At 65.3% G+C, this 25,190-nt stretch carries 21 protein-coding genes; 11 read left to right on the top strand and 10 right to left on the bottom strand.

Features of this window, described 5'->3' with window-relative positions; genetic code table 11:
• Positions 1–84: 84 nt before the first annotated feature.
• Positions 85–5,847: a DUF3320 domain-containing protein gene (locus tag ACYQR9_RS00970; RefSeq protein ID WP_461228390.1), complete on the bottom strand. Its 5,763-nt coding sequence runs from the start codon at positions 5,845–5,847 to the stop codon at positions 85–87.
• Positions 5,848–6,155: 308 nt separating this feature from the next.
• Here ACYQR9_RS00970 and ACYQR9_RS00965 point away from each other — a divergent pair, with 308 nt between their 5' ends.
• The 4 genes from ACYQR9_RS00965 to ACYQR9_RS00950 all read left to right on the top strand — a co-directional run bounded on the left by ACYQR9_RS00965 (position 6,156) and on the right by ACYQR9_RS00950 (position 9,699).
• Positions 6,156–6,479 carry a hypothetical protein gene (locus ACYQR9_RS00965; RefSeq protein WP_056434500.1) on the top strand — a complete coding sequence of 108 codons (324 nt, stop codon included), beginning with the start codon at positions 6,156–6,158 and terminating at the stop codon, positions 6,477–6,479.
• Positions 6,476–7,993, top strand: coding sequence for a PepSY-associated TM helix domain-containing protein (locus ACYQR9_RS00960; protein WP_461228389.1), 1,518 nt, complete (start codon positions 6,476–6,478; stop codon positions 7,991–7,993). The genes ACYQR9_RS00965 and ACYQR9_RS00960 overlap by 4 nt, the downstream gene beginning before the upstream one ends.
• Positions 7,990–8,328: a DUF3325 domain-containing protein gene (locus ACYQR9_RS00955; RefSeq protein ID WP_461228388.1), complete on the top strand. Its 339-nt coding sequence runs from the start codon at positions 7,990–7,992 to the stop codon at positions 8,326–8,328. Before ACYQR9_RS00960 ends, ACYQR9_RS00955 begins: the two co-directional genes overlap by 4 nt.
• A 75-nt stretch (positions 8,329–8,403) precedes the next feature.
• Positions 8,404–9,699: an ArgE/DapE family deacylase gene (locus ACYQR9_RS00950; RefSeq protein ID WP_461228387.1), complete on the top strand. Its 1,296-nt coding sequence runs from the start codon at positions 8,404–8,406 to the stop codon at positions 9,697–9,699.
• Positions 9,700–9,765: 66 nt separating this feature from the next.
• Here the strand turns inward: ACYQR9_RS00950 and ACYQR9_RS00945 are convergent, their stop codons facing one another.
• Positions 9,766–10,512, bottom strand: coding sequence for a glucose 1-dehydrogenase (locus tag ACYQR9_RS00945; protein WP_461228386.1), 747 nt, complete (start codon positions 10,510–10,512; stop codon positions 9,766–9,768).
• A 106-nt stretch (positions 10,513–10,618) separates the two neighbouring features.
• On the opposite strand from ACYQR9_RS00945, the gene ACYQR9_RS00940 reads away from it, so the two are divergent.
• Together ACYQR9_RS00940 and typA are read left to right on the top strand one after the other, a co-directional pair.
• Complete coding sequence (locus ACYQR9_RS00940; RefSeq protein WP_461228385.1) at positions 10,619–10,972, top strand: helix-turn-helix domain-containing protein; 354 nt, start codon at positions 10,619–10,621, stop codon at positions 10,970–10,972.
• A gap of 345 nt (positions 10,973–11,317) precedes the next feature.
• On the top strand, positions 11,318–13,138 hold the full coding sequence (typA, locus tag ACYQR9_RS00935; RefSeq protein WP_056434487.1) for a translational GTPase TypA: 1,821 nt from the start codon (positions 11,318–11,320) through the stop codon (positions 13,136–13,138).
• A gap of 160 nt (positions 13,139–13,298) precedes the next feature.
• On the opposite strand, the gene ACYQR9_RS00930 is transcribed toward typA, so the two are convergent.
• The 6 genes from ACYQR9_RS00930 to ACYQR9_RS00905 form a co-directional block, all read right to left on the bottom strand.
• On the bottom strand, positions 13,299–14,951 hold the full coding sequence (locus tag ACYQR9_RS00930) for an acyl-CoA synthetase (RefSeq protein WP_461228384.1): 1,653 nt from the start codon (positions 14,949–14,951) through the stop codon (positions 13,299–13,301).
• A 150-nt stretch (positions 14,952–15,101) separates the two neighbouring features.
• Entirely contained in the window at positions 15,102–15,281 is a 180-nt protein-coding gene (locus tag ACYQR9_RS00925; protein ID WP_056434484.1) for a hypothetical protein, read from the bottom strand.
• A gap of 25 nt (positions 15,282–15,306) precedes the next feature.
• On the bottom strand, positions 15,307–15,558 hold the full coding sequence (locus ACYQR9_RS00920; RefSeq protein WP_311276284.1) for a hypothetical protein: 252 nt from the start codon (positions 15,556–15,558) through the stop codon (positions 15,307–15,309).
• Positions 15,555–15,893 carry a hypothetical protein gene (locus ACYQR9_RS00915; protein ID WP_461228383.1) on the bottom strand — a complete coding sequence of 113 codons (339 nt, stop codon included), beginning with the start codon at positions 15,891–15,893 and terminating at the stop codon, positions 15,555–15,557. The genes ACYQR9_RS00920 and ACYQR9_RS00915 overlap by 4 nt, the downstream gene beginning before the upstream one ends.
• Positions 15,894–16,041: 148 nt before the next feature.
• Complete coding sequence (gene cysK, locus ACYQR9_RS00910; RefSeq protein WP_207412226.1) at positions 16,042–17,016, bottom strand: cysteine synthase A; 975 nt, start codon at positions 17,014–17,016, stop codon at positions 16,042–16,044.
• A 1,000-nt stretch (positions 17,017–18,016) separates the two neighbouring features.
• The gene (locus ACYQR9_RS00905; RefSeq protein ID WP_056434721.1) at positions 18,017–18,511 is read right to left on the bottom strand and encodes an META domain-containing protein; all 495 of its coding nucleotides are present in this window, start codon (positions 18,509–18,511) and stop codon (positions 18,017–18,019) included.
• 321 nt (positions 18,512–18,832) lie between these two features.
• Here ACYQR9_RS00905 and ACYQR9_RS00900 point away from each other — a divergent pair, with 321 nt between their 5' ends.
• Complete coding sequence (locus tag ACYQR9_RS00900; protein ID WP_244478154.1) at positions 18,833–19,153, top strand: helix-turn-helix domain-containing protein; 321 nt, start codon at positions 18,833–18,835, stop codon at positions 19,151–19,153.
• Positions 19,154–19,205: 52 nt separating this feature from the next.
• On the opposite strand, the gene ACYQR9_RS00895 is transcribed toward ACYQR9_RS00900, so the two are convergent.
• Together ACYQR9_RS00895 and ACYQR9_RS00890 are read right to left on the bottom strand one after the other, a co-directional pair.
• The gene (locus ACYQR9_RS00895; protein ID WP_461228382.1) at positions 19,206–20,441 is read right to left on the bottom strand and encodes an NAD(P)/FAD-dependent oxidoreductase; all 1,236 of its coding nucleotides are present in this window, start codon (positions 20,439–20,441) and stop codon (positions 19,206–19,208) included.
• Positions 20,438–21,394, bottom strand: a complete 957-nt coding sequence (locus ACYQR9_RS00890) for a LysR family transcriptional regulator (protein ID WP_056434475.1) — start codon at positions 21,392–21,394, stop codon at positions 20,438–20,440. Before ACYQR9_RS00890 ends, ACYQR9_RS00895 begins: the two co-directional genes overlap by 4 nt.
• Positions 21,395–21,592: 198 nt before the next feature.
• On the opposite strand from ACYQR9_RS00890, the gene ACYQR9_RS00885 reads away from it, so the two are divergent.
• From ACYQR9_RS00885 to ACYQR9_RS00870, 4 genes are all read left to right on the top strand, one after another.
• Positions 21,593–22,654, top strand: a complete 1,062-nt coding sequence (locus ACYQR9_RS00885; protein WP_461228381.1) for a class 1 fructose-bisphosphatase — start codon at positions 21,593–21,595, stop codon at positions 22,652–22,654.
• Positions 22,655–22,688: 34 nt separating this feature from the next.
• Positions 22,689–23,549: a phosphoribulokinase gene (locus ACYQR9_RS00880; protein ID WP_056434471.1), complete on the top strand. Its 861-nt coding sequence runs from the start codon at positions 22,689–22,691 to the stop codon at positions 23,547–23,549.
• A gap of 73 nt (positions 23,550–23,622) precedes the next feature.
• The gene (gene rpe, locus ACYQR9_RS00875) at positions 23,623–24,297 is read left to right on the top strand and encodes a ribulose-phosphate 3-epimerase (RefSeq protein ID WP_207412288.1); all 675 of its coding nucleotides are present in this window, start codon (positions 23,623–23,625) and stop codon (positions 24,295–24,297) included.
• Positions 24,291–25,040, top strand: coding sequence for an HAD-IA family hydrolase (locus ACYQR9_RS00870; protein WP_207412229.1), 750 nt, complete (start codon positions 24,291–24,293; stop codon positions 25,038–25,040). Before rpe ends, ACYQR9_RS00870 begins: the two co-directional genes overlap by 7 nt.
• The last annotated feature ends 150 nt before the right edge of the window (positions 25,041–25,190 follow it).

Here is a 25,190-nt window from a genome sequence, read left to right as displayed (position 1 = left end):
GGGCTTTTTCACGTCGCGTACCGCCATAAACCCCTGTCCCATGACGGTCGAAACGGGGGTCGCGTGGCGGTCGATCCGCCCGTCTCATCCGACGGATTTCGGGGCCGATGCTTCACTCTCCCGCGCCAGCGAGGCGGCCTCGGCGAACCGGGCGCGGACCGCCTCGCTCATCCGGCCGAGGCCCAGCTGCGCGGCCATCCGCCCCTCGACGCCGGGTGCCGGATCGAGGTCGCGGGCGAGGCCGGCGAGTTCCTGGAGCGGGATGTCGGCGGGCGCTCGCCCATCCCCTCGAGCCGGCCGGAACCTCACCGGCCCGGCGGGTGCCCCCCCCGGCCAGAGAACGATGCGCTCACCCTCGCTCGTATGGGGGCAGTGGGGATCGACGGCCGCTAAAGCGCGCTGGCGCAGGCGGGCCGTGATCCGGGCAAACCCGTGGGCGCGCAGCAAGCGCTCGGCGAGAATGTCAGCGAAAACAGGACCTTCGCGCAGGACCACCTCGCTCGCCATCGCCGCCAGCGTGGCCTCGTAAGCCACATCCTGGAAGCGCGCGGCATTGGGAGAGAAGCCCGACAGGTCGGCGGGTTGATAGAGGCCGGGGGGCTCCACTCGGGGGATATCGGGAGTGTCCGGCTCGGTCGCGACCGGCTCCGGCTTCGCCCTGTCGGCGTCGAGATCGGCCCGCAACGCCGTGTCGAGCCGGTCGAGGGCGCCTTGCGAATCGTTCCACCAATCGGTGCTCCAGACCCGGTGGATGCGCCATCCGAGATCGGTGAGCACCCAATCGCGCAGTCGGTCCCTGTCCCGCGCCGTCGCCGCCCGGTGATAGGTCGCCCCGTCGCATTCGACGCCCGCGAGGTAGCGCCCCGGAGCGTCGGGATGGACGATGCCGAGGTCGATCCGAAAGGCGGAAACCCCGACCTGAGGTACGATTCTCCAGCCCCGTGCAGCCAAAGCCGCCATCACCGCGCCCTCTAACGGCGATTCGATGTCTCCCCCCGTGGGAGCGGCCGCCGTTTCGAGAGCGCCGGCACCGTGCTCGGCGAAGGCGAGGAAGTGCTTGAAATCACGCACGCCACGGGCGCTGCCACGGCCGAGATCCACCTGGTCGGCCCGCATCGAAGCGAAGACAACGAGCTCCCGCCGGGCCCGGGTGATCGCCACGTTGAGGCGTCGGTGACCGCCCTCGCGGTTGAGCGAACTGATCTGTCCGGTGATCCGGCCCGTGGCATCCGGCCCTGCCGCCACCGAGAACAGGATCACGTCGCGCTCGTCGCCCTGCACGGTCTCGAGGTTCTTCACGAAGACCGGCTCTTTCCAGATCCGCCCGTCGAAGAACTGCTCCAGCTCTGGCCTACCCCGCCTCTCGGCATCGAGCAGATTCTCGATCAGGCGCTGCTGCTCGCCATTGAAGGTGACGATGCCGAGCGAGCGCTCCTCCGCCGCGAAGGCGGGGTCCGAAAGGCGGGCGACCACCTCTGCCACCAGGGCGCGCGCTTCGGGCCGGTTCACCCGCGCCCCGCCGCGCTCGTAGAGCCCATCGGCCACGAGCTGGAGCCGCACCGCCCGGTCCTCGGTGACGGGGGAGGGGAAGGTGACGAGCCCGCCGCGATAATAGTGGCGGTTGGAGAAGGCGATGAGGCTCTCGTGCCGGCTTCTGTAGTGCCAGGCGAGGCGCCTTTGCGGCAGGTGCGCCGCCAGACACTCGTCGAGGATGCTCTCCTGATCGGCGACGTCGAGACCGTCCGAGATCTCGTCGACCCCGCGATCGCCCACATTGGTGGGCGGCAATTGTTCGGGATCGCCGACGATGACCACCTGCCGGCCCCGCGCGATGGCACCGATGGCATCCCACGGCGCGATCTGCGAGGCTTCGTCGAAGATGACAATGTCAAACGGCTTCGCCTCGGCCGGCCAATATTGGGCGATGGAGAGTGGGCTCATCATCAAGCAAGGCGTCAGGCGGGTCAGCGCGTTCGGCATCCGCGCGAAGAGCTGGCGCAGGGGTATGTGCCGGGCGCGCTTGGTAATTTCCCGCGCCAGCGTGCCCCATTCGGGATCGGTGCCGAAGGCGCCGGCGAGCGGTACGCCGCCACCGATGCGGGCACGCACCGCCGCCCCGGCGAGGCCGGAGAGCCGGGAATCTGCCTCGCCGAAGCCCCGGATCGCCTCTTCGTGGCGCTGGCCCATGAAGTCGCGCAGGCGGATGTCTTCGGTCGCCGCGTGGTCGATCCACCAGCGCGCATAGGCGCCCTCGAAGGCCGGGAGGATGGCGTCGTCCCTCAGCGTTCCCGCCTCGATCTCGGCGACGAGCGGCCCGAGCCCCGCCTTCGTCGCCGCGCTCGCTGCCACCTGCCAACCTGCCCAGGCCTGCGCTTTGGGCAGCGCCCTCCGCCAGCCTTCCGCAACGGCGAGGGTGCCGGCCACCCAATCGCCCTCCGTCTCCACCGGGCGGTCGGGCTTGGCCCTGCCGGCCAGACGCCCGAGCGTCTCGATCGCCTTCACGGCGGCGCTTCTCCGCGTCGTGAAATCCTCCTTTGCCAAGGCCAGGCTGCCGCCAGGTTCGAGCCTGCCATCCTCTGTGTCGAGGAACGCGGCGAGCCTCGCGCGGACGATGTCCGGGCCTCCGACGAGCGGCGCCATGGAGGTGATGACCGGTGCGAGCCGCGTCGCCCAGGCCATCGGAGCGCTGAAAAGGTCGGCGGGGGCCGCCGGATCCGACCAGGGATGCCCGAGTTCCACGGTGGCGCTCTCCAGAACTTCCGTCGGAGCGGGTCTTGTCGCCTGCAGGGCCTTGATCTCGGCGAGGGTGACGAGCTCTGGCCCGATATCCTCCGGTGCATTCCCTTGCGCGAAGGGGGCGAGCAGGTCGCGGACCCGGCCGAGGCGCCACCCCCGCAGGAAGAAGTTCGAGGCTTTCGCTTCGCGCCACTCGGCCAGCAGGCGGTCGAGGTCGTTGCCGAACACAGAGGAGGCGTAAGGGACGAAGAGCCGGGCATTCAGCCGGGCGAGCTCGTCCTGTCGGGTGCGACGCGCCTCGACGGCTTGGCGCAAGGCCGCGCCTTCGGGGCCGAGGAAGCGCAGGCCCATTCGCGCCTCCGGCCGGAACAGGGCAATGGCGAGGGAGGACAGCGCGCGCAGGCCGTCATAGGTCCGGCCGAGGGGCGTCAGGCCCATCGCCTCGGCGAGACGTTGGCCGGATGTCGCGAAGTCCGGCAGCGTGCGGGCGAGTTCGGGAACGGCCTGTTCCATCTCGGCCCGCCACAGGGGCGACCAAGCGATGGCGCCGATGCCCCGGAGGGGATGGTTCGCGATGTCCCCGACGATGGGGCGAAGGGCGGCAAGCTCACCGCACTGAACGCGCAGGTTATCCCGGTGGCCGGGCGCGGAGGTCGCGTCCTTCGGCCAGACGAGGCTGAGACCCTCCCGGCCGGCCTGCCGGTCGGCGATGACCCGCGCCATGGCCGTATGGGCGCTGAGGCCGTTCGCCCGTGTGGTGTGCAAGCTCTCAACCACGCCGTTCAGGCCCTCTCGGCGGCGCTGGAGATCGGTGGCCGCGTCCTCCCAGGGGACGTTCTCGCCGCCCCTCGCGGTCCAGGCCTCGCGTAGCTGCGCGATGACGTGCGTCTTCTGGGCCTTAGCCGCATGGACTTCGAGGCAGCAGGCGCCCAGCCCCACCGCGTCGAGGCGCCGGCGCACCACCGCCAGGGCGGCGCTCTTCTGCGAGACGAACAGCACCGTACGCCCGAGCGCCAGACAATGCGCGATCATGTTGGCGATGGTCTGGCTCTTGCCGGTGCCGGGGGGGCCGAAGAGCACGAAATCCTTGCCCGAGGCCGCCGCTAGGATCGCCGAGAGCTGAGAGGAATCGGCGAGCAGCGGTGCAAAGATGCCGGAGGGCGGATGCTCCGCGTCGAGACGTTCCGGCACGGGAAAGCCCATGCCGTCGCCGTAGGCCTGTTTCGGCGTGTCGAGGAGGTGGCGCACCACCGGGCTGCGCTTCAGGAGGTCCGTCCGCTCGCTCAGATCCTTCCACATCAGAAATTTGGTGAAAGAGAAGGCCGAGAGCACCACCTCGGTCGTGACCTCGAACCCCTTCAGGTCGCGGATATGGGTGCGCACGATACGCCAGACGGCCTCGACATCGATGCCGGATTCATCGCCCGGCAAGCCCTCGGCGAAATCTGGCATGTCGAGGTCGAAATCCTGGCGCAGCATCTCCAGTAGCGTCGGGTTGAGGCGCGCCTCCTCGTCGTGCCGGACGAGACGGAAGCCGGCGCGGACGCTCGCGCGGGTCAGGGCCGCCGGTACCAGCAGCAGCGGTGCCCGGGCAGGCGGCATGCCGTTGCCACGGGTCCAGGTGAGGAAGCCGAAGGCGAGGAACAGCACGTTGGCCCCGCCCTCTTCGAAACTGCCGCGGGCGAGCCGGAACAGGTCGGTGAGGCGCGCCTCCACTTCCTCCAATCCGACATCGACGGTGATCTCGCCGCGTTCCTGCCCCGACCCGTCGATTGGCGCCTCGGGGGCGGGCCGAGCGACGAGCCGGAAGGCACGGCCCGTCGTGAGGGCATCCTCGAAAGCGCCCGGCTCGGGACAATCGAGGGTCAGCGAGCCCTTGCCCGGTTTGAAGTTGAGGAGCTTGTTCCGCAGGGTCAGATCGAGGAGGCGTAGTTTCCAGGCTTCCAGCCGGTCGCGGGGCTCGCGACGGGGCAGATCGAGGCGGGGAGCGGGGAGATCCTCGACGAAGGACGGGGGCGCGCCGAGCGCCTGGACGAGCGCAGCCGCCATCTCCGGAGCCGGCGCCTGTGCGCCGGGCTCGCCCGTGTCGAGGGGAGAGATGCCGGATAGACGGGCGCGCCGCAGATCGAGGACCATCTCCAGGGGGGACTCGGCATCCACATCGATCAAGCGCGCGCCGGCCGCCACCGCATCCGCGAAACTCCCTGGCGGATCGGCGGTGAGTAGGGTGGTCTCGATCAGGATCAGTTCCTGCAGGTCACGGCGCTTCCGCAGGGACTGAGCGTCGTCGCCGACCCTTTCCGGCAGGGTCTCGTCCACGAGCCACAGCCCGAGGAGCGCGTGATCGCGGGTGAGGATCAAGAGCGGATTGAGCCCGGCCTGTTCACAGCAGGCCGCCCAGAGCAGGGTGAGGTCGAGGCACGTGGCGAGCCGCCGCTCGACGATGGCTCCGGGCTCGCGGACCTTCTGTCCCGACCGTTCGAAACTCGCGGGCGGCAGGATGTAGGTGATCCGCAGGGCCGCCATCGCCGCGTGGATCGCCTCCGCCATCTCCCAGGCCCTGGCCTTCCTTCCGCTGCGATAGCCGTCGAAGGCGGTGCTCCGCCTTGCCCGCTCCAGGATCGCGGCGGCGGAGCGCAGGATGCCGTCCACGGCCGGGTCGTTGGGCCTGACGAAGGCCGCGAGCAGTTCGGGCGCCGCATCCGCGCCTCCCCAATGGGAGGGCGGCAGGAGCCGCAGGTCGAACTCCTCTCGGGCTAACCCGCTCTCCTCGCCCGAGCTCATCAGTGTCAGCGTCACCGTACAGGGGCGGCTTTCCAGTAGTCCGGCCAGGATCGCTCCATCGATCCGCAGACCCGGTGCATCGATGCGCTGCACGCCCCCTGCGGTTATCCGCTGGATCGGCAGGGTGGTAGGTCGGAACAGCGGCGGCGTCGCGCTGATATGGAGGGTGACATCGGCGAGATCGGTATCACCGCCATTGGTCAGAGTGATGTCCCGGATGAGCGGAACCCCATTCTGCCAAGAGGCGACGCTGGCATGATCGACCACCGTGCAGGCGAGAGCACAACGCGTGCGGACCCTGTCGGAGGCCTCGAGCGTATCGGTCATCGCGCCCGGTTCTCCGTCACCGCCAGCGTTCTACAAGCGCGCCGCGCGTGCTCGCAAGCGCCGCCTGCCCGTCGCTCGCGTGTCTGCAGGCTCGTCCAGGCATTGTACTTGGAATCATTCCACAACATAGCGATTGCCCGGGGAAGACGAGGCTTTGTATAGCGTTCGGTGTTCGGCGTTTCAGCAAAGATGCCGACCGTCGTGACGCCGAGGCCATCGGTTCTGCTGGCGCTGCGTTGCTGAGCCCATTTGTCATTCGCTCCTCGACCGGGAGCGCCCGCTTCCTCGCAAACCGGGGCCGACCGCCGATGACGGATATGACCAAGCCGAGTATACCGCCATCGCAGGGTCGCTACCGCCTGATAGTGGCCGGCCGGACCCTCCTTGCGATCTTCGGCGGTTATGCCCTGGCGGCCGTTGCCACGGCCTTCTTGTCCCTGACCTTGCCCCTCGACCGTTCGGAGGCCGTTGCCGCCGCCACCCTGGCGAGCTTCGCGATCATGGCGGGTGCGGTGATCTGGGTCTTCTCCGCCCGCACCCTCGCCCGTGCGGCGATAGGGCTGGCGCTTCCGGCTTTGTGCCTGGGCGCCGGTCTCTGGCTCGCCCTCGGCAACGCGGTGCAGCCTGCATGAAGCAGAGTTTTCGCCAATCGATGGCATGGCTGCACACCTGGGCGGGGCTCGTGACCGGCTGGGTGATGTTCGCCGTCTTCGTCACCGGCACTGCCACCTACTACAAGTCCGACATCTCTCTCTGGATGCGGCCCGAATTACGCGCGCAGGCGGAATACGACGTGGTTCGCGCGACCGAACTCGGAGTCGCGTATCTCAAGGTCCATGCCCCAAAGGCGATGGCTTGGTATGTGGGCGTGCCGCAGCCCGACAAGCCATATATCGGTGCCTATTGGATGGTCACGCCGGACGGCGAGTTCGGAAAGGCTCTCCTCGATCCGAATACCGGCGCGCCGACAGAGGCCCGGGCGACACAGGGCGGTGACTTCTTCTACCGCTTCCATTTCGAATTGCAGATGCTCCCGGCAATCGGCCGCTGGATCGTCGGCATCTGCGCGATGGTCCTGCTCGTCGCCCTCATCAGCGGCATCGTCACCCATCGCCGGATCTTCGCCGATTTCTTCACCTTCCGGCGTTCGAAATCCGCCCAGCGCGGCTGGCTCGACGCGCACAACGTCACCGGTGTTCTGGCGCTGCCGTTCCACCTGATGATCATCTATACGGGCATCGTCTCGCTCGCGCTCATGTACATGCCGTGGGGAATGGTGAGCGCCTACAAGGGCGACGAGCTACGCTTCTACGTGGAGTCCGGTCAGATGCCGGCCTGGCGAGCCGCCGAGGGCAAGCCGGCCGAGCCGGCGCCGCTCGGTCCTCTCATCCGCCGCGCCCAGGCCGAGGTGAGCGAGCCGCTCGAGATGGTCTCGATCAACAATCCCGGTGATGCCAATGCCACCGTGGTGGCGGTGTTCGAGGAGCCCCACGGGCTCGCCCATCGCCATCCGCAGATCGCCTTACACGCGGTGACCGGGGAGGTGGTCGAACGGACCGGGCCATTGAAGCCGGCGGCGCATGCCTATACGAGCTTCGTCGGCCTGCACGAGGCGCATTTCGCCGGGCCGGCCCTGCGCATCCTGTTCTTCCTGTCGGGCCTAATGGGCTGTGCCGCCATCGCCACTGGCCTCGTCCTGTGGACCGTGGCGCGGGCGCCGAAGGCGGTCGTGCGGCCCACTCTCGGTTGGCGCATCGTCCATTCCCTCAATATCGGTACGATCCTCGGCCTTCCCATCGGCATGGCGGCGCTCTTCCTCGCCAACCGTCTGATTCCTGCAGGATGGGCCGCTCGTGAATCCTGGGAGGGTGGCGTGTTTTTTGCAGCCTGGTTCCTCGCCGCCCTGGTCTCCCACGCTCGCCCACATCGCCAGGCATGGGGCGAGATGAGCTATGCCGCCGCGCTGCTGTTCCTGGCCGTTCCTCTGGTCGATTGGGCACAGACGGGATGGCGCACCGAGTTCCTGGGTTTCAACGCCGCCATGGTGGCACTCGCACTGATTTTCCTCTTCGGCGCGCGAAAGCTCGGGCGCCATGAGGGATCGCGGAGAGCGGCCCGTACCACCGGAGATTTCGCCCGCGTATGACGCCACTTGCCGTCTCCCTCACCTCCCTCCTGAGCTTCTCCGGCCTCGCCTGCCTCTGCCTGAGCATGGACCGGCATGGCCGGACCCTGTTCCAAGGGCGCCCCTCCCGGCGGCGCGACACAGCGTTCCGTGTGGCGGGCTGGCTTTTCATCGCCCTGGCTTTCGCGGCCGCCGTCGTCACGGCGGACTGGAATTTCGGTCCGGTGCAATGGCTCGGCTCGCTCACCGGGGCCGCGCTCATCGTCGTGGCGCTGATGTCTTATCGTCCGGCCTGGATCCGTCCGGCAGCCATCGCCGCTCTTCCCCTCGCCATGGCCACCGCGTTCTTCGTCTGAACCGGGGCCGATTTTCCGACCGTCCGGATAGGCCTATCTGAAGGGTTGCCCGACAGGCTTTCACGAGGAGTATCCATGGCGCTCGACCCCGCTCTCGCGGATCGCATCTCCGCCTCGGTCGAACAGGGATTTGCCGATCAGGTCGCCCATATCCAGGACCTCGTCCGGTTCGGGTCGGTGCGCGGCGCCGAGCACGCGATTCAGGACCATGTCTTCCGATGCCTGGAGCAACGCGGCTATGCGATGGAGCGTATCCGCATGGATTCTACGGCCATCGCCGCGCATCCTGGCGGAGGCAGGATCGCACTGGGACACTCGGATGCGCCCATCGTTGTCGGCATCCACCGGCCTCGCCACGAGACGGGACGCTCCCTGATTCTGCAGGCACATGTGGACGTGGTGCCACCGGGCCCACTCGACCTCTGGAGCCAGCCGCCCTTCGATCCGGTGATACGGGGCGATTGGATGTACGGCCGAGGTGCCGCCGACATGAAGGCCGGGCACGCGGCCAACCTGTTCGCGCTCGATGCGCTCAGGCGGATCGGCCTTCAGCCGGCGGCGACGGTCACGATCCAGTCCGTGGTCGAGGAGGAATCCACCGGCAATGGAGCTCTCATGGCACATCTGCACGGTTACCGCGCCGATGCCGTGCTGATCCCCGAGCCGGAGGACGAGACGCTCGTGCGGGCCAATACCGGCGTGCTGTGGTTCACGGTCGAGGTGCAGGGCACGCCGGTCCATGTTCGCGAGATGGGTGCTGGCGCCAACGCCATCGATGCCACCTATCGGGTGATCGGTGCCTTGCGCGAACTCGAAGAGAATTGGAATGCCCGTAAGGCAGGCCGCCGCCATTTCGAAGGCGAGGCCCATCCGATCAACCTCAATGTCGGCCGGATCGAGGGCGGAGACTGGGCGTCTTCCGTCCCCGCCTGGTGCCGGATCGATTGCCGTATCGCCATTTATCCCGGTGTGAAGGCGGCGGATGCGGCGGAAGAGATTGAATCTGCGGTGGCGACTTTCGCCCGATCCGATCCGTTCCTGGCAAAGTCGCCACCGGTGGTGGCTTTCAACGGGTTCTTCGCGGAAGGCTACGAGTTGGACGAAGGCTCGGAGGCCGAGGCCGTACTCGCCGCCGCTCACAAGCGGGCCGTGGGCGTCGATCTTCAGAGCTTCATGTCACCGAGCTATCTCGATACCCGCGTCCACGCCCTCTACGACCGGGTTCCGGCCCTCTGCTATGGGCCGATCAGCGAGAACATCCACGGTTCCGACGAGCGCGTGAGCCTCGCCTCGGTGAAGCGCATCACCAAAGCCATTGCGTTGTTCGTGGCCGAGTGGTGCGGGACCGAACCGCTCGAGCATGTGAGGTAGGCATCGACATCGCGCTCATCGATCCCGCGCGTACCCGATTGTAAGCGCGCGGGCGTTGTGTCGTGCTTAGCGAATACCGCCGCTGGCGGTGATCACCTCGCCGGTCAGCCAGCGGGCATCGTCTGAGGCGAGGAACGCGACTACCCCAGCAATGTCGTCCGGCTGGCCCGCCCTGCCTAGCGGTGTCTGCGCGATGAAGCCGGCCTCCATGTCGGAGCCGACGACTCCGGCCGTATGGGTGCCTTCGGTCACTACGAAGCCGGGGCTGACCACATTGACCCGGATCTTGCGTGGCGCGAGCTCGTTGGCCAGCACGCCCGAGATAGCGTTCAATGCCCCCTTGGTCCCGGCATAAACCCCTGCGGCCGGTGTATGGACATGGGTGATGGCCGAAGAAATATTGACGATGCTTCCGTTCTCTCCAAGATGCTTCACTGCCGCTTGGGTCGTGAGCAATACGCCGAGCACATTCACGTCAAAGAGACGGCGATAATGCTCTTCGGTCACGTCCTCGATCGTCGCGAATTCGTAGATGCCGGAATTATTGACCAGCACGTCGAGGCGGCCGAACTGATTTACCGCCGCCTCGATCAGCCCCTGTGCCTCTTCCGCTTTGGAGACATCGGCCTTCACCGCGATAGCTTTGCCTCCAGCTGACGTAATGGCCTCGACGACGGCGTCGGCACCCGCCCTACTCGAGGCGTAATTGACCACGATCTCGGCACCGTGCTGTGCGAGATTTTTGGCGATCGCGGCACCGATGCCCTTCGATGCGCCGGTCACTACGGCGACCTTTCCGTCAAGCTTCGACATATGTGCTATCCTTCGACGGGAACTGGCTCGGACTGGTTGGCCTCAGTTCCATAGTTCGGAAATTCGGAACTAATGGAGCGAAGGTCAAGCCCCAAATGGATGAAATATGAGGCCGCTGTTTCACCCGGCGATCGAGGACGTCCAGCCACAGGCAATTCTGCATGCCTTGTCGGATCCCCGCCGTGCAGCGATCTTCGCCGCAATCGCAACGGCAGGCTGCGTTGAGGCCTGCTCGGCGCTGTCGGGTGTCGGGGAACGGACGATTCCGAAATCGTCGTTGTCCAGCCATTTCAAGGTACTGCGCGAAGCCGGCTTGATCCGGTGCGAGCGTCACGGCGTCGAGATGCGAAACCATTCGCGCTGCGCGGAGGTGAACGCACGTTTTCCGGGCTTACTCGCCGCGATCATGGCCGCTTATGCGTCGGGTGGAGAGCCCGGCGCCCCTGGGGCAGATGCGTAGGCGCTATCAGAATGCTCGCTTCGCCTCGATGATCCATGACGGAACGCTCCTTCGACCGCCGTCTCATTCCGATGCGATACGCCAATCCGCGCGATCGTGCGCCGACCCGGATTCACCCTATTTCCGTACGGATAAGTATCCGGTGGGATAGGTGCCGTTCGACGGGTTCCGGGCGATCTTGAGAGGCGGCGGCGCGAGATGAGAGGCAGACACGCAGTCACACCCCTTGCCGGAACGCTCTACACCTTATATTGCGACGCGATAGCTCGATCCCGTGACCCGGCGCTGCCGGCCGCATTCCTGCGGCCCGTCGCGTGACGGGCTCTACTCGCTTCCGGATACCTTATGAAGCTTCGCAACATCGCCATCATCGCCCACGTCGACCACGGCAAGACGACACTCGTCGACAAGCTGCTGTCCCAGTCGGGATCGTTCCGAGACAATCAGCGCGTCGAAGAGCGCGCGATGGACTCGAACGACCTCGAGAAGGAGCGTGGCATCACGATCCTGGCCAAGGCGACTTCGGTCGTCTGGAAGGATACCCGAGTCAACGTCGTCGACACCCCCGGCCACGCCGATTTCGGCGGCGAGGTGGAACGTATCCTCTCGATGGTGGACGGCGTGATCGTGCTCGTCGACGCCGCCGAGGGTCCGATGCCCCAGACCAAGTTCGTGGTCGGTAAGGCGCTCAAGATTGGCTTGAAGCCGATCGTGGCGATCAACAAGGTCGACCGTCCGGACGCTCGCATCACGGAAGTCGTCAACGAGGTGTTCGACCTCTTCGCCGCTCTCGATGCGACCGACGACCAGCTCGATTTCCCAATCCTTTACGGTTCGGGCCGCGCAGGCTGGATGGCGACGTCCCCCGATGGTTCTCAGGAAGACGGTCTGGCGCCGCTCTTCGACCTCGTGCTCACGCATGTACCTCAGGCCAAGGTCGAAGAGGGTCCGTTCCGGATGCTCGGCACCCTGCTCGAAGCCAATCCCTTCCTGGGTCGCATCATCACCGGCCGCATCGCGTCCGGCACTGTGAAGCCGAACCAGGCCATCAAGGTCATGGATCGCACGGGCAAGCTGGTTGAAACCGGCCGCGTCTCGAAGATCCTGGCCTTCCGCGGCCTGGAGCGCGCGCCCATCGACATCGGCGAGGCGGGCGACATCGTCTCCATCGCCGGCCTCGTGAAGGGCACCGTGGCCGACACCTTCTGCGACCCGCAGGTCGAGACCCCGATCCAGGCTCAGCCGATCGATCCGCCCACCGTCACCATGTCCTTCATCGTCAACGATTCGCCCCTGGCAGGCACCGAAGGCGACAAGGTCACGAGCCGCATGATCCGCGACCGCCTGTTCAAGGAGGCCGAGGGCAATGTAACGCTCAAGATCGAGGAAGCGGCCGACAAGGATTCGTTCTTCGTCTCCGGCCGCGGCGAGTTGCAGCTGGCCATCCTGATCGAAACCATGCGCCGCGAAGGCTTCGAGATCGCCGTGTCGCGTCCTCGCGTCGTGCTCTCCAAGGACGAGAACGACAATGTCCTCGAGCCGGTCGAGGAGGTCGTGGTCGACGTGGACGAGGAATACTCGGGCGTCGTCGTGCAGAAGATGTCCGAGCGTAAGGCCGAGATGATCGAGATGCGGCCCTCAGGCGGTAGCCGCCTGCGCCTCGTCTTCCATGCGCCGACCCGTGGCCTCATCGGCTACCAGGGCGAGCTCATGACAGACACGCGCGGCACCGCGATCATGAACCGCCTGTTCAAGGCCTACGAGCCCTACAAGGGCGAGATGCCCGGCCGCCGCAACGGCGTGCTGATCTCGAACGACAAGGGCGAGGCCGTGGCTTACGCCATGTGGAACCTGGAAGATCGCGGCCCGATGATGATCGAGCCCGGCGCCAAGGTCTATCAGGGCATGATCATCGGCGAGCACAACCGCGAGAACGACCTCGAGGTGAACGTGCTCAAGGGCAAGAAGCTCACCAACATCCGCACCACTTCGAAGGACGAGGCCGTGCGCCTCACCCCTCCGATCCGCATGACCCTCGAGCGCTCGCTGGCCTGGATCCAGGACGACGAGTTGATGGAAGTCACGCCGAAGTCGATCCGCCTGCGCAAGACCTACCTCGATCCCAACGAGCGCAAGCGCTTCGAGCGTTCGGGCGGCGTCGCGTAAAACGCCACGCATTCGAAGAGTAACGAAAAGGCCGGGCATCGCCCGGCCTTTTCCATTCATACTGCCAACAAGAATCGCCTCGATGCCGTTTCGCCTTCCCCGATCGTGAGGTGGGCTCGGACGTGGGCTTCAACACGAGGGGCTGGAGTGGATAGAGGCCTCACTCTTCCTTCGCCCGCTCTCGCAAGAGGTATTTCTGCACCTTGCCTGTCGAGGTCTTGGGGAGCTCGCCAAAAACGATCTTGCGGGGCAGCTTGTAGCCAGCGAGTCGTTCGCGACACCAGGCAATCAGGGCATCGGCTTCCACGGTCGCGCCGGCTTTGAGCTCCACGAAGGCCATCGGGGTCTCGCCCCATTTTTCGTCGGGTCGCGCCACTACAGCGGTGGCCGAGACGGCGGGGTGGCGGAACAGAGCATCCTCGACCTCAATGGAGGAAATGTTCTCGCCGCCTGAGATGATGATGTCCTTCGATCGGTCCTTGAGCTGGATGTAGCCGTCAGGATGCTTCACTCCGAGGTCGCCAGAGCGGAACCAGCCACCGGCGAAGGCAGCCTGAGTGGCGGAGGGGTTCTTGAGGTAGCCACGCATCACCACATTGCCGCGAAACATCGCCTCGCCCATGGTCTCACCTTCGGAGGGGACGGATTCACAGGTCTCCGGGTCTCGGATGTCGAAGCCTTCGAGCACAGAGTAGCGCACGCCTTGTCGCGCCATCCTGGCCGCTTTCGACTCGTCATCAAGAGCGTCCCAGTCGCGATGCCAAGCATTCACGACTGCGGGGTCGTACGTCTCGGTAAGGCCATAGAGGTGCGTGACGTCGAAGCCAGCCTTGCCCATGGCAGCGAGCACCGCCTGTGGCGGGGGTGCAGCCGCCGTGAGGAAGGCGACCCGGCGGGGGAGGGGGCGACGCTCGTCCTCGGACGCATTTAGCAGAAGCTGCATCACGACCGGCGCCCCGCACAAATGGGTGACACCGTGCTCCGCCAGTGCCGCGTAGAGTGCGCCCGCCCTGACCTGCCGGAGGCAGACATGGGTGCCAGCGACGACGGACAACGTCCACGGGAAGCACCAGCCATTGCAGTGGAACATGGGCAGCGTCCAGAGATAGACAGGGTGCTGCCCAAGCTGACCGGTTATGACGTTGCCGAGCGAGAGAAGGGCCGCACCGCGGTGGTGATAGACCACGCCTTTAGGGTCGCCCGTCGTGCCGGAGGTGTAGTTCAGCGAGATCGCATCCCACTCGTCCGCCGGCATGGCCCAGTCCTGTGCCGGATCCCCTTTTTCAAGAAACGCCTCGTAGCCAATCTGTCCGAGGATCGTGCCGTCCCCGGTATAGACCGGATCGTCGACATCGATGACCAGTGGGCTCACTCCCGCCCGTTCCAGGGCGGCACTAACGACGCGGCTGAATTCCCGATCCGCAATCAATACCTTGGCTTCGCCGTGGTCGAGACAGAAGGCGAGACCTGCAGGATCGAGGCGGGTGTTCAAGGTGTTGAGCACGGCGCCAGTCATCGGTATCCCGTAATGACACTCGATCATTTCGGGCGTGTTGGCGAGCATCACGGCGACCGTGTCCCCGCGTCCGATACCGTGCGCCGTCAGTGCAGCAGCAAGTCGTCTGCTCCGTGTATACAATTCGGCATAGGTTCGGCGCAGAGGGCCATGAATGACGGCGATATGTTCGGGAAAGACACGCGCCGAACGGTCCAGGTAGTTCAGCGGCGTCAGCGGCTGATAGTTCGCCGGATTCCGGTCGAGGTCTCGATCATAGATCGAAAGCTCAACCTGTGAGGCTGTAGTGGTCGCCATGGATGTATCTCCCTGTCGCGCATCGTATCAGGAGATCGACATCCGACAATCGACCGTTCGATACGACGGACCGACTTGGATCGCCACACCGAACGAAACCTATAGTTCGCTCGTGCTATGCTGCGAGAAGCGGAAGGAAGACACTAACTCTCAACCCCCGCCTGGATCAGTCTCGTCGTCGGGTGTCGTGCCGCCCTTTGAACCTTTGCCGGGCGTGGGCCCTTCACCCGGCTTGCCGTCGGTCTTTTCATTGGGATCCATGACGGCGTCGGGGGCCGAATTGGCTGGCTTACCCGTATTCTTTGCGGTGTTGCTCTCGGTCTCGCTCATGACTGCCCACCTTCTCGAGTGATCTTCAATCCTGCCGGCGATCGGATTGCCCGTTAGACGAGCCGCCTACCGGCGCCGGGTTTCGACCCTTCTGACCGCCGGCCTCGTTCCAGTTCTGATTACGCTCGGCATCTGTGACGCCACCGGCCCCCTGATCGCGCGCTGCCTCCTGTTCAGGCGTTTGTCGGCCGCCCCCTACGGCGGGTGCACCCTGCGAGCCGACATCGTCGTCGGGCTTGCGCGTCGCTGCATCCGTGGGATTGTCCTTCTCGCTCACGCGCCGTCCTCCGAATCCTTGCCGACCGGTGCGGTCGCGCGGTCGAGAGCCTCCGACACGGTGCTCGTCTGAGAAGCATCGCCGATGTGGCGCAGGTTCTCTGGCGGCGTCTCGGCCTCGGTGGCCTCGGTGGCCTCGGTGGCGTCCTGGCGCGGTGTGCCGGATGCGATGCGCGCAGCTTCGGCTTGGCCTGACGGATCGCTCTTCAGGTCGTGCTGGGTCCGGGCGGGAGTACCGATGTCGCGGGCATCGTCCTGGCCGAGACCCTGTCCGTTGCGATCGCTGTAAGCGTCAAAATCCTTCAGCGAGGGGCGCTCGCGCTGCTCGTTGCTCATGGTTTCCTCCAATGTTGGAGGTTCAACCTGTCGAAGGCTCGTGAGGTTGCCTGACGCTTGGAGAGCTCACTCCCTTCGGGGGACGACGCGCAGAAAAAAGGCGCTCCCGTGAGGGGGCGCCGATGATCGGGATGGGTCCAAGAAGAGGTCAGATCCCTTCGAAGAGTGCGGACGAGATGTAACGTTCGGCGAAGGAGCACGCGACGGTGACAATGCGCTTGCCCTGGAATTCCGGACGTGCCGCCAGCTTCAATGCGGCAGCGACATTGCCGCCTGTGGAGATGCCGCCGGGAATACCTTCCAGCTTGGCGAGGAGCCGCGCTGTGTCGAAAGCTTCCTGGTTCGATACGGTGATGACCTCATCGATGACCTCACGGTCGAGATTGCCCGGGATGAAGCCGGCGCCAATTCCCTGGATCTTGTGCGGGCCAGGCTGACCGCCGGAGATCACCGGGGAATCCGTCGGCTCGACGGCGATGACCTTGAGGTTCGGCAGGCGAGGCTTCAGCACGGAGCCGACGCCCGTGATCGTTCCGCCCGTGCCGACACCGGCGACAAAGGCGTCGAGCTGGCCCTGCGTATCGTTCCAGATCTCCTCGGCTGTCGTCTTGCGATGGATCTCGGGATTCGCCGGGTTCGAGAATTGCTGCGGCATGATCGAGCCAGGGATCTCGTTGAGAAGCTCCTCGGCCTTGCTGATCGCTCCCTTCATGCCCTGCGGACCGGGCGTGAGGGCCAGTTCCGCGCCGAGGAAGGCCAGCATCTTGCGGCGCTCCAGGGACATGGTCTCGGGCATGACGAGAATCAGGCGGTAGCCGCGCGCCGCCGCCACGAAGGCCAGGGCGATTCCGGTATTTCCAGAGGTAGGCTCCACCAGCGTGCCGCCGGGCTTCAGCTGGCCGGAGGCTTCGAGGGCGTCGATCATGTTGACGCCGATACGATCCTTAACGCTCGCGATCGGGTTGAAGAACTCGAGCTTCAGCAGGATTTCGGCATCGACGCCGCGCTCCTTGGTGATCCGGTTGAGCCGGACGAGGGGCGTGTTGCCGATCGTCTCCGTGATCGAGCCGTAGATATGGCCGTGGCCGGGTTTGCGGGACTGCGAGGGGCTAGTGTCGGCCATGACGAAATCTCCTGAGCGGCGTTTATGCGTTGTGCAGGCGTCGATCGACCTTGCACACGGTGCGCGCCGGGATATCGCGTCGTCCTAGGCGAAGCAATCGCTCATAGACTTAACGCAAAGACAAATCTTCTCTGTCGTCAAGTGCGAGTGTTGCCAGTAGACATTTTCATTTGCTTGATGCGTTGTCTGTGGGACATTGTTCTCCGGCGCCGCCTTCTATCCCGTCCCGTGAAGTATCTGCTCGGTCGCGCCCCAGCCATGGCGGCGAAGAGGCGGCGTCTACGTAAACAGGATCATCGCGGAGAGCACGAGAAAAGTCGCACAAAGCGGTGCCGACAATGCGATCCGGAATGCGGCCGGATGCAGGCTCGGCGAGCAAGTGTAGATCATCTCTTCGGAGACGCCATGCCGGACGATACTGCCGGTCGCCCATTCAAGCCGCTTCACCATTTCGCGTCCCCTGCGCTCAGCCGTGATGGGCAGAAAGCGACAGGGGCATTCAACGAGGGGTAAAGCTGAAGCCGCGACCTTGGATCGTCGTCAATGCGATCTTAAAGAGAGGCTGACAATTGCGAAGGAGTCGGCACTGGCCCCGGCCCGGCCCGGCCCGGCCCGGCCCGGCCCGGCCCGGTCTCGTTCTCTGCGACGCCTCTACCAGACCCGAAGACTTCGGAGGTTTAGCCGAGATGCTAAACGACCCGCGCGCCCGGGCCCGTACCTGTCTGCATGCCGATTCCCGAGAGCATGGGATGCGCTTCGTCCGGGCGATCCAGTTGCACCGCCGTGGTCGCAGGGCTCATGGCTCGGCTGTGCGGGGCAGCCCGCATCAGCAGTAGTCGCTGAAGCAAGTCGCAGACTGTCACGACACTGCCAGCCCCGGGGAAATCTCTCATGGTCCGCTCTACGGCTCGTGAGACGAGCCGTAAAAAGTGAGTGTCTTGCCGGCCCGCGTTTTCACGAGGGGCGGTATGGTCGGCGATTGCCGGTCAAGCGCAGAGATTTAGAGCGCGCGGTCGAACTTCAGTTCGCCCTTCTGGCTCTTGATCACCAGCTGCGAGCCTACGAGGTCCCATTGGGCAGCGGTTCGCAGGGCGATGAAGAAATCCTGCTCGCTCGCTCCGGTACCCTTGTCGCAAGGCTTCTTCGTCAAGGCGAGGGGGCCGACCGCAAGATGCTGCTCGCGCAGGGGGAAGGCCGTGGCGGCGAAGGTGTTGCACCCGCCATAGCCGCGTGCGCGATACTGCTTGTCGATGATGAAGCTCGGCCGGTCGGTGCCGTTGAACGGCTTGCCGTTCAGGCTCACGGCAGTCCAAGTCGCGTCGAGGGGAAACATCTTTTCCTGAGCCTTGGCGGCCGGAACATACTGTTTCTTCTCTGGCTTCTCGCGATTGTCCTTGCCGAAACCCGTGACGTTGGATCCCTGCGCCATTGCCTCCGTCATCGGCATCCCTGCCGTCGCGGCAAAAGCCATCACGGCGAACAGCATCGCTCTCATCGTCAGGCCCTCCTTCGTCATCATCAATCGAACTCGCGTCGTCGCGCGCCTCACCCCGGTTTCGAGGCGTGATCATTTGGACCGTGCGCCACACACCAGGGTCGGCGTCGGCCGATGCGTCGCGTGGACAGGGTGCAACCGCCCATCGGATAAGATTCCAGCACAAATATGGTCAAGACTGCGGGCGGCGAGATTTCATGATCATCCCCTCCTAAACGACGTTCCATGCTTGCTGTACGTGAACTATCCCGATGCCAGCCTCGTTAAGCCAGCTTAGAGGCTGCGGCAGGTGGAGCGCCGCCGAGGAAGGGGAGAGTTTCCGTGTCGGGACTGGACGAGAGCGGGCGTGGTGGATCAGGGCTGAATACGATGAGCCCTGCGCAATCGCGGGCCGCCCGCGGAATGCTGGGCTGGTCGGAAGCGGATCTCGCTGGCAGGGTCGGACTCGCAGAGCAGGATGTGAAGGATTTCGAGAGCGGAGCCAACGATCCTGCCTCGGGGCAGATCGAGGCGCTGAGAAGTGCTCTGATGAGCGCCGGCATCGTCTTTCACGAGGGGCGCGAGAACGGTGTGAGCCTACGCGCTAAGGGCGGAGACGAAGGTACGCGGCTCTCCTCGCTGACCACCGAAAACGATCACTGAAGTCCACAAAGGAAACCTTCGGGGCTCCGGGAATCGGTACTGAGTGAATGCGTTACGCGCCGCCTCGTCCCATGGCGAGAGCTTTCAAATCGAACGCGGGATCGGCGGCCTCGTCTGGCGTTGGTGAAAGGCCGCGCGCGATGATCCGACGGGCGGCCATGTGCTCGGTCGCCGAATCCACCGTCTCGATTCCTGTCAGGTATGCATCGCGATAGCGGAACACCGCGAAGCCTCCGGCGGTCGGGCGCCGTACCGAAACATCGCCTGGCAATGGCAACCCCACCATTTGCAGTTTGTGTCCGCCCTGATCGCTCCAGAACCACGGGACGGCATCGTAGGGCGCCGGGCGTCCGGCGATGCGGGCGGCGACACAACGTGCCTGGTCGATCGCGTTTTGGACGGATTCTACGCGCGCCACGCCATGCGCGGCGAAACGTGTTGGAAACCTGGCGCAATCGCCGATAGCCGAGATCGACGGATCGTCGGTGACGAGGACAGGATCGACGACGATGCCGTCTTCTACACGGAGCCCCGCCTCGGCTGCGAGCTCCTGGTTCGGAAGCACACCGATGCCGATCAGGACCAGATCCGCCGGGCACGCGGTGCCGTCGGACAGGCGGAGGGCCTCAACCCGACCGGTGCGGCCCTCGATGGCCTGGACGCCGCTGCCAAACAAGAAGCGGATACCGGCTTTCTCGTGAGTCTCTCGGAAGAAAGCGGCGATGGGTTCGGACACGGCCCGCGCCATGGGTCGGTCGGCGGCTTCGATGACAGTGACGCAAAGACCACGGGCGGCGCAGATACTGGCGAATTCGAGCCCGATGAACCCCGCACCGACGATGGCAATGTTGCGCGCCTCGCCGATGGCCTCCTGGATTCGATCTGCATCCGTGATCGAGCGCAACTGGTAGACGCCCGTAAGTTCGGCTCCCGATACGGGAAGAGGCCGGTTCCGCGAACCTGTGGCGAGGACGAGATGATCGTAGGCAATCTCGCGTCCGTCGCCGAGGCGGATTCGGCGCCCGCCACGGTCGATCGAGACGGCCATGGACGAGGTTTCGCAGCTGATGCGGTGCTCCACATAGAACTCGCGTGCACGCAGGAATAGGCCGGCGGCGTCCACCTTGCCAGCCAGATAGGCTTTCGAGAGCGGCGGTCGCTGATAGGGAAGGATCGGCTCGTCGCCAATCATCGTCACCGGTCCGTCGAAGCCCGACTCCCGAAGGGAGGCTGCCGCCTGCAAGCCGGCCTGACCGGCACCGATGATGACGATCCCGCTCTCGTTCACGCCTCGAACTCCGCGGTCACCGGGCTGACGGCTGGCGACAGCGCCAGACGCGGCAGTTTCCGTCCGCCTTCCTTCACCGTGAAATCCCAGAATGCCGCCGCCGCCGGACCTAGCACCTTGTCGGCGCGGCGGACCACGTACCAGTCGCGACGGATCGGCAGTCCCTGCACGTCGAGCAGGATCATGCGACCGCTTTCAACCTCGGCCGCTACCGTGTGGGCGGAGATGAGTGCGATACCGAGTCCGGCCATCACCGCCTGCTTGATCGTCTCGTTCGATCCCGAATCGATTCCGAGCTTCGCGCGCTGAATCATAATGCCCGACATGAACTCCTCGAACACCGTGCGGGTGCCGGACCCTTCCTCGCGAACCAGGAAGGATTCCTCGGCCAGATCCGCCCGCGTAAGATTGGTGCGCGTGCTGAAGCGATGGTTTGGCGCGGCGATGATGACGAGCGGATGTGCGCCGAACATCTCGGCCTCGATAGCGAAATCGCGGGGCGGCCGGCCCATGATCGCGAAGTCGATCTCGTAGTTGCGCAGGGCCTCGACCATGGCGCCGCGATTGCCGACAACGAGGTTGATCTCCACCGCTGGAAAGCGCGCGACGAAGCCCGCGATGATCTGAGGCGTAAAGTACTTGGCCGTCGAGACCACTCCCATGGCGACCCGGCCGCCGCTCCCGCCCTTGAGTGTCTGGAGCTTGTCGGCGCAGGTCTCGAGCACGGTGTTGATGCTGTCGATTGCCCAGAGCATTTCGCGCCCGGCATCGGTGGGTTTCAGGCCCGTCGGCGTGCGGTCGAACAGGAGCAGCCCCGCCTCCTCCTCGAGCTGGCGGATGCGTGCGTAAAGCGCCGCCGAGGTGACGTTGAGTTCCTGGGCCGCGCGGGTCATCGTTCCGAGGCGGGCGACCGCTGCGACGGCCTGGAGTTGCTTGAGCGAGAGGTTGCGCATTCGCCGTTTTTAGTTTTTTTGGAACTGCCCGCAAGTTTTTTCATAATTCCTTCTTTGCACGGGGATTGCCCGTCTGGCGCTCTGGTTGATGGCAGCGCTATCGTGCAAAGGGCGCTATCAGGCCGTGGAAGCTTGATGCTGGGTTAGGCGCTGAATGGCCGGGTTCTCCCGGCAGGTCGATGAAGAGGACGTGAGCCGATGTCGTTGGGGTCTCTGGAGATCGGGTCTCGTCTCGATGCATGCCTCGCTCAGGCCGTTGCGGCCAATCCGGCCCTGACCGATGTGGCGGCCGTGATCGCGGCCTGCGCCGAAGCGGCCGTGGATGTGAGCGAGGTCATCGGTCGCGGCGCCCTGGGCGGTGGCGATCTCGCTGCGCAAGGCGAGCAGAATAGCGACGGCGACGTTCAGAAGGCCCTCGACGTCCTCGCCCACGAGCGTTTCACCGAGGCTCTGCGCGGTGCGCCGGTGGCGGAGGTTGCCTCGGAGGAGGCGGAGGGGATCATGCTCCTGAACGCGGGCGCCCCCCTTGCCGTCGCGATCGATCCCTTGGACGGCTCTTCCAACATCGGCGTCAACATGGCGGTTGGGTCGATCTTCGGCATCCGTCCGGTCGCCGCCACCCCGGATAATCCGGCCAGTTCCTTCACGACACCCGGCACGGCACAGCTCGCCGCCGGCTTCGTCACCTACGGCCCGGCGACGTCCCTTGTCGTTACCCTGGGCTTCGGCACGCAAATCTACACCCTCGATCGGGCCGAGCGCGTATTCCGCCTTACCAGCCCGCGGATCGAAGTCGTGGCGACAGCCAAGGAATACGCAATCAACGCCTCGAATGCCCGTCATTGGGACACGCCGGTCAAGGCCTATATCCAGGATTGTCTGGCCGGCGCTGACGGCCCCCTCGACAAGAACTTCAACATGCGCTGGCTCGGCTCGCTGGTAGCGGACGCCCAGAGGGTTCTCATCCGCGGCGGAGTGTTCCTGTATCCAGGCGACAACCGGAAGGGCTATGCCCAGGGTCGTCTGCGCCTCCTCTATGAGGCAGCTCCCATCGCGATGCTGATGGAACAGGCCGGAGCCTCCGCCACGGACGGTGCCAACCGCATCCTCGACATCAGCGCCACCGGCATTCACGAGCGCGTGCCCTTGGTCTTCGGATCGACCGAGGAAGTCGCCTGCGTCGCGAAGTACTACGGCGGCCGCAATCCCGCTGCCGGCCGTTCACCCCTGTTCGGCCAGCGCGGCCTGATGCGCGGCTGACAGGGCAGAGACTGGAACCGGTCGGGCATCGTTCATGTCGGCGCGTCACCCCATCATCTCGGTGACCGGCTCGTCCGGGGCCGGCACGACATCCGTACGCAACACGTTCGAGCAGATCTTCCGCCGCGAGGATGTCAGTGCCGTCTATATCGAGGGCGACGCTTTCCACGCCCTCGATCGCAATGCCATGCGCAAGGCGATGGCGGAGGAGCCGACGCTCAGCCATTTCGCGCCACGCGCCAATCTTCTCCCCGAGCTGGAGGAGGTGTTCCGCACCTATGGCGAATCAGGCATCGGGCGGACGCGTCATTACGTCCACGACGCCGCCGACGCTCAGGCGTATGGTGCGGAGCCCGGCACGTTTACCCCCTGGGAGGATTTCCAGCCGGGTTCAGATCTGCTGTTTTACGAGGGACTCCACGGTTGCGTGGTCGACGACAATGTTGACATGGCCCGCTACGCCGATCTCAAAATCGGTGTAGTGCCGGTGATCAACCTCGAATGGATTCAGAAGCTGCACCGGGACCGCTCGTTCCGCGGTTATTCCACCGAGGCGGTCACCGACGTCATCCTGCGGCGCATGCCCGATTACGTGCAGACGATCTGCCCGCAATTCACTTGGACGGACATCAACTTCCAGCGCGTGCCCACGGTCGACACGTCGAACCCGTTCATCGCCCGCTGGATCCCCACCGCCGACGAATCGATGGTGGTCATCCGCTTCAAGGACCCGAAGGGCATCGATTTCTCCTACCTGATATCGATGATCCAGGGCTCCTTCATGAGCCGCGCCAATTCCATTGTGATCCCGGGCGGAAAGCTCGATATCGCCATGCAACTCATCCTCACGCCGATCATCATGCAATTGGTGGAGCGCAAGCGCCGGCTTGCCTGAGACCGCCGAACGTCCGGGCTCATGCTCTTGCCGGACCGACAGAGTGAACGAGATAGTCCGAATGACGACCCGCATGACCGGCCCCATCATCTCCCCGTCAATCCTCTCGGCTGACTTCGCCGCCCTTGGCAAGGAGGTTCGCGCGGTGTCCGAGGCGGGGGCGGACTGGATTCATCTCGACGTGATGGACGGGCATTTCGTGCCCAACATCACCTTCGGGCCCGATGTGGTGAAAGCGCTCCGGCCCCACAGCGACAAGGTGTTCGACGTTCATCTGATGATCGCGCCGGCCGACCCGTATCTCGCGGCGTTCGCCGAGGCGGGAGCGGATGCGATTTCGGTCCATGTGGAGGCCGGCCCGCACATTCACCGCTCGCTCCAGACTATTCTGAACCTCGGAAAGCGCGCCGGAATCGCGCTGAATCCGGGCACCCCTGCGAGCGCCATCGAACCCTTGATCGACATGGTTGACCTCGTCCTGGTGATGACGGTGAATCCAGGGTTCGGAGGGCAGAGTTTCATCCCTTCGACGCTCGAGACCATCGCCCGGATCAAGGCGATGAGCGCCGGACGCGACATCGATATCGAGGTGGATGGCGGCATCACGCCCGAGAATGTGGGCCTCGCCGCTGCCGCCGGAGCCAACGCGTTCGTGGCCGGCAGTGCCGTATTCAAGGGCGGGCCCGCCGGCTATGCCGGGCGCATCGCCGCCATCCGGGCGGGCGCCAGCGGCACCGTCGCATGCTGAAGGCGCTGATCTTCGACGTCGACGGGACACTCGCCGAGACCGAGGACCTGCACCGACAGGCATTCAACCGAGCCTTCGCCGAACTGGGGCTCGACTGGAACTGGTCGCCGGAGGCCTATGCCGACCTTCTCACCGTCATGGGCGGGAAGGAGAGGCTCGCGCATTACGTGCGGACCGAGCATGGCGAGCCGGATGCGCAGCGTCGCGTCCAGATGAGCGAGATCCACGACCGCAAGACCAGGATCTATGGCGATCTCGTCACGCAGGGGGCGCTCGCCCTGCGCCCTGGCATTGCGCGCCTGGTCGAGGAGGCGAAACGCGCGGGCCTACGTCTCGCGGTGGCCAGCACCACGAGCAGGCCCAATATCGATACCTTGATTGCCGTGAATTTCCCCGAGGGCAATCCGTTCGACGCCATCGCCTGCGGCGACGAGGCCGAGCGCAAGAAACCCCATCCAGACGTGTTCGTGCTCGCCCTGAAGCGCCTCGGAGTCGAGCCGGGCGAGGCCATTGCCTTCGAGGATTCCGCCCCTGGCATCCGCTCTGCCCTGGATGCCGGCCTGCCGGTCATCGCCACGCGCAGCCTCTATACCGGTGGTCACAGCCTGGAGGGCGCGTTCTCGGCCGTCTCCGATCTCGGCGAGAGGGAGGCGCCGCATAGCCATCTCGCCGGATCGGCATGGCCCGGCGACGTCGTCACTCTCGCGGCGTTGAAGGACTGGCACGCCCGGCACGCGGGGTGACCCCTTTCGCGGGCCGCGGAAACAAAGTCGAGCCCGCAACGATGCCGAGGCAGGCGGTAAAGGCGAGGCGCCAGCAGGGCCGCACCGCGCCGCCGTTTCCTTCGTCTGCCATCGCTTCTGTCCCCGTTGCGAGGAGAGAAACTCCCCTGC

The sequence above is a fragment of the Methylobacterium sp. CM6241 genome, from assembly GCF_054817845.1.
The sequence above is the reverse complement of the archived record's forward strand: the minus strand, read 5'-3'. Positions and strand labels throughout refer to the sequence as shown.

Excerpts from the sequence above, each read along its gene's own strand:
- ACYQR9_RS00955 (WP_461228388.1), top strand. The coding sequence starts at position 7,990 with ATGACGCCACTTGCCGTCTCCCTCACCTCCCTCCTGAGCTTCTCCGGC.
- ACYQR9_RS00885 (WP_461228381.1), top strand. The coding sequence starts at position 21,593 with ATGTCGTTGGGGTCTCTGGAGATCGGGTCTCGTCTCGATGCATGCCTC.
- ACYQR9_RS00870 (WP_207412229.1), top strand. The coding sequence starts at position 24,291 with ATGCTGAAGGCGCTGATCTTCGACGTCGACGGGACACTCGCCGAGACC.
- ACYQR9_RS00930 (WP_461228384.1), bottom strand. The coding sequence starts at position 14,951 with ATGGCGACCACTACAGCCTCACAGGTTGAGCTTTCGATCTATGATCGA.
- ACYQR9_RS00925 (WP_056434484.1), bottom strand. The coding sequence starts at position 15,281 with ATGAGCGAGACCGAGAGCAACACCGCAAAGAATACGGGTAAGCCAGCC.
- ACYQR9_RS00940 (WP_461228385.1), top strand. The coding sequence starts at position 10,619 with ATGAGGCCGCTGTTTCACCCGGCGATCGAGGACGTCCAGCCACAGGCA.
- typA (WP_056434487.1), top strand. The coding sequence starts at position 11,318 with ATGAAGCTTCGCAACATCGCCATCATCGCCCACGTCGACCACGGCAAG.
- ACYQR9_RS00970 (WP_461228390.1), bottom strand. The coding sequence starts at position 5,847 with ATGACCGATACGCTCGAGGCCTCCGACAGGGTCCGCACGCGTTGTGCT.
- ACYQR9_RS00950 (WP_461228387.1), top strand. The coding sequence starts at position 8,404 with ATGGCGCTCGACCCCGCTCTCGCGGATCGCATCTCCGCCTCGGTCGAA.
- ACYQR9_RS00960 (WP_461228389.1), top strand. The coding sequence starts at position 6,476 with ATGAAGCAGAGTTTTCGCCAATCGATGGCATGGCTGCACACCTGGGCG.
- ACYQR9_RS00890 (WP_056434475.1), bottom strand. The coding sequence starts at position 21,394 with ATGCGCAACCTCTCGCTCAAGCAACTCCAGGCCGTCGCAGCGGTCGCC.
- ACYQR9_RS00905 (WP_056434721.1), bottom strand. The coding sequence starts at position 18,511 with ATGAGAGCGATGCTGTTCGCCGTGATGGCTTTTGCCGCGACGGCAGGG.
- cysK (WP_207412226.1), bottom strand. The coding sequence starts at position 17,016 with ATGGCCGACACTAGCCCCTCGCAGTCCCGCAAACCCGGCCACGGCCAT.
- rpe (WP_207412288.1), top strand. The coding sequence starts at position 23,623 with ATGACCGGCCCCATCATCTCCCCGTCAATCCTCTCGGCTGACTTCGCC.
- ACYQR9_RS00880 (WP_056434471.1), top strand. The coding sequence starts at position 22,689 with ATGTCGGCGCGTCACCCCATCATCTCGGTGACCGGCTCGTCCGGGGCC.
- ACYQR9_RS00945 (WP_461228386.1), bottom strand. The coding sequence starts at position 10,512 with ATGTCGAAGCTTGACGGAAAGGTCGCCGTAGTGACCGGCGCATCGAAG.
- ACYQR9_RS00965 (WP_056434500.1), top strand. The coding sequence starts at position 6,156 with ATGACGGATATGACCAAGCCGAGTATACCGCCATCGCAGGGTCGCTAC.
- ACYQR9_RS00915 (WP_461228383.1), bottom strand. The coding sequence starts at position 15,893 with ATGAGCAACGAGCAGCGCGAGCGCCCCTCGCTGAAGGATTTTGACGCT.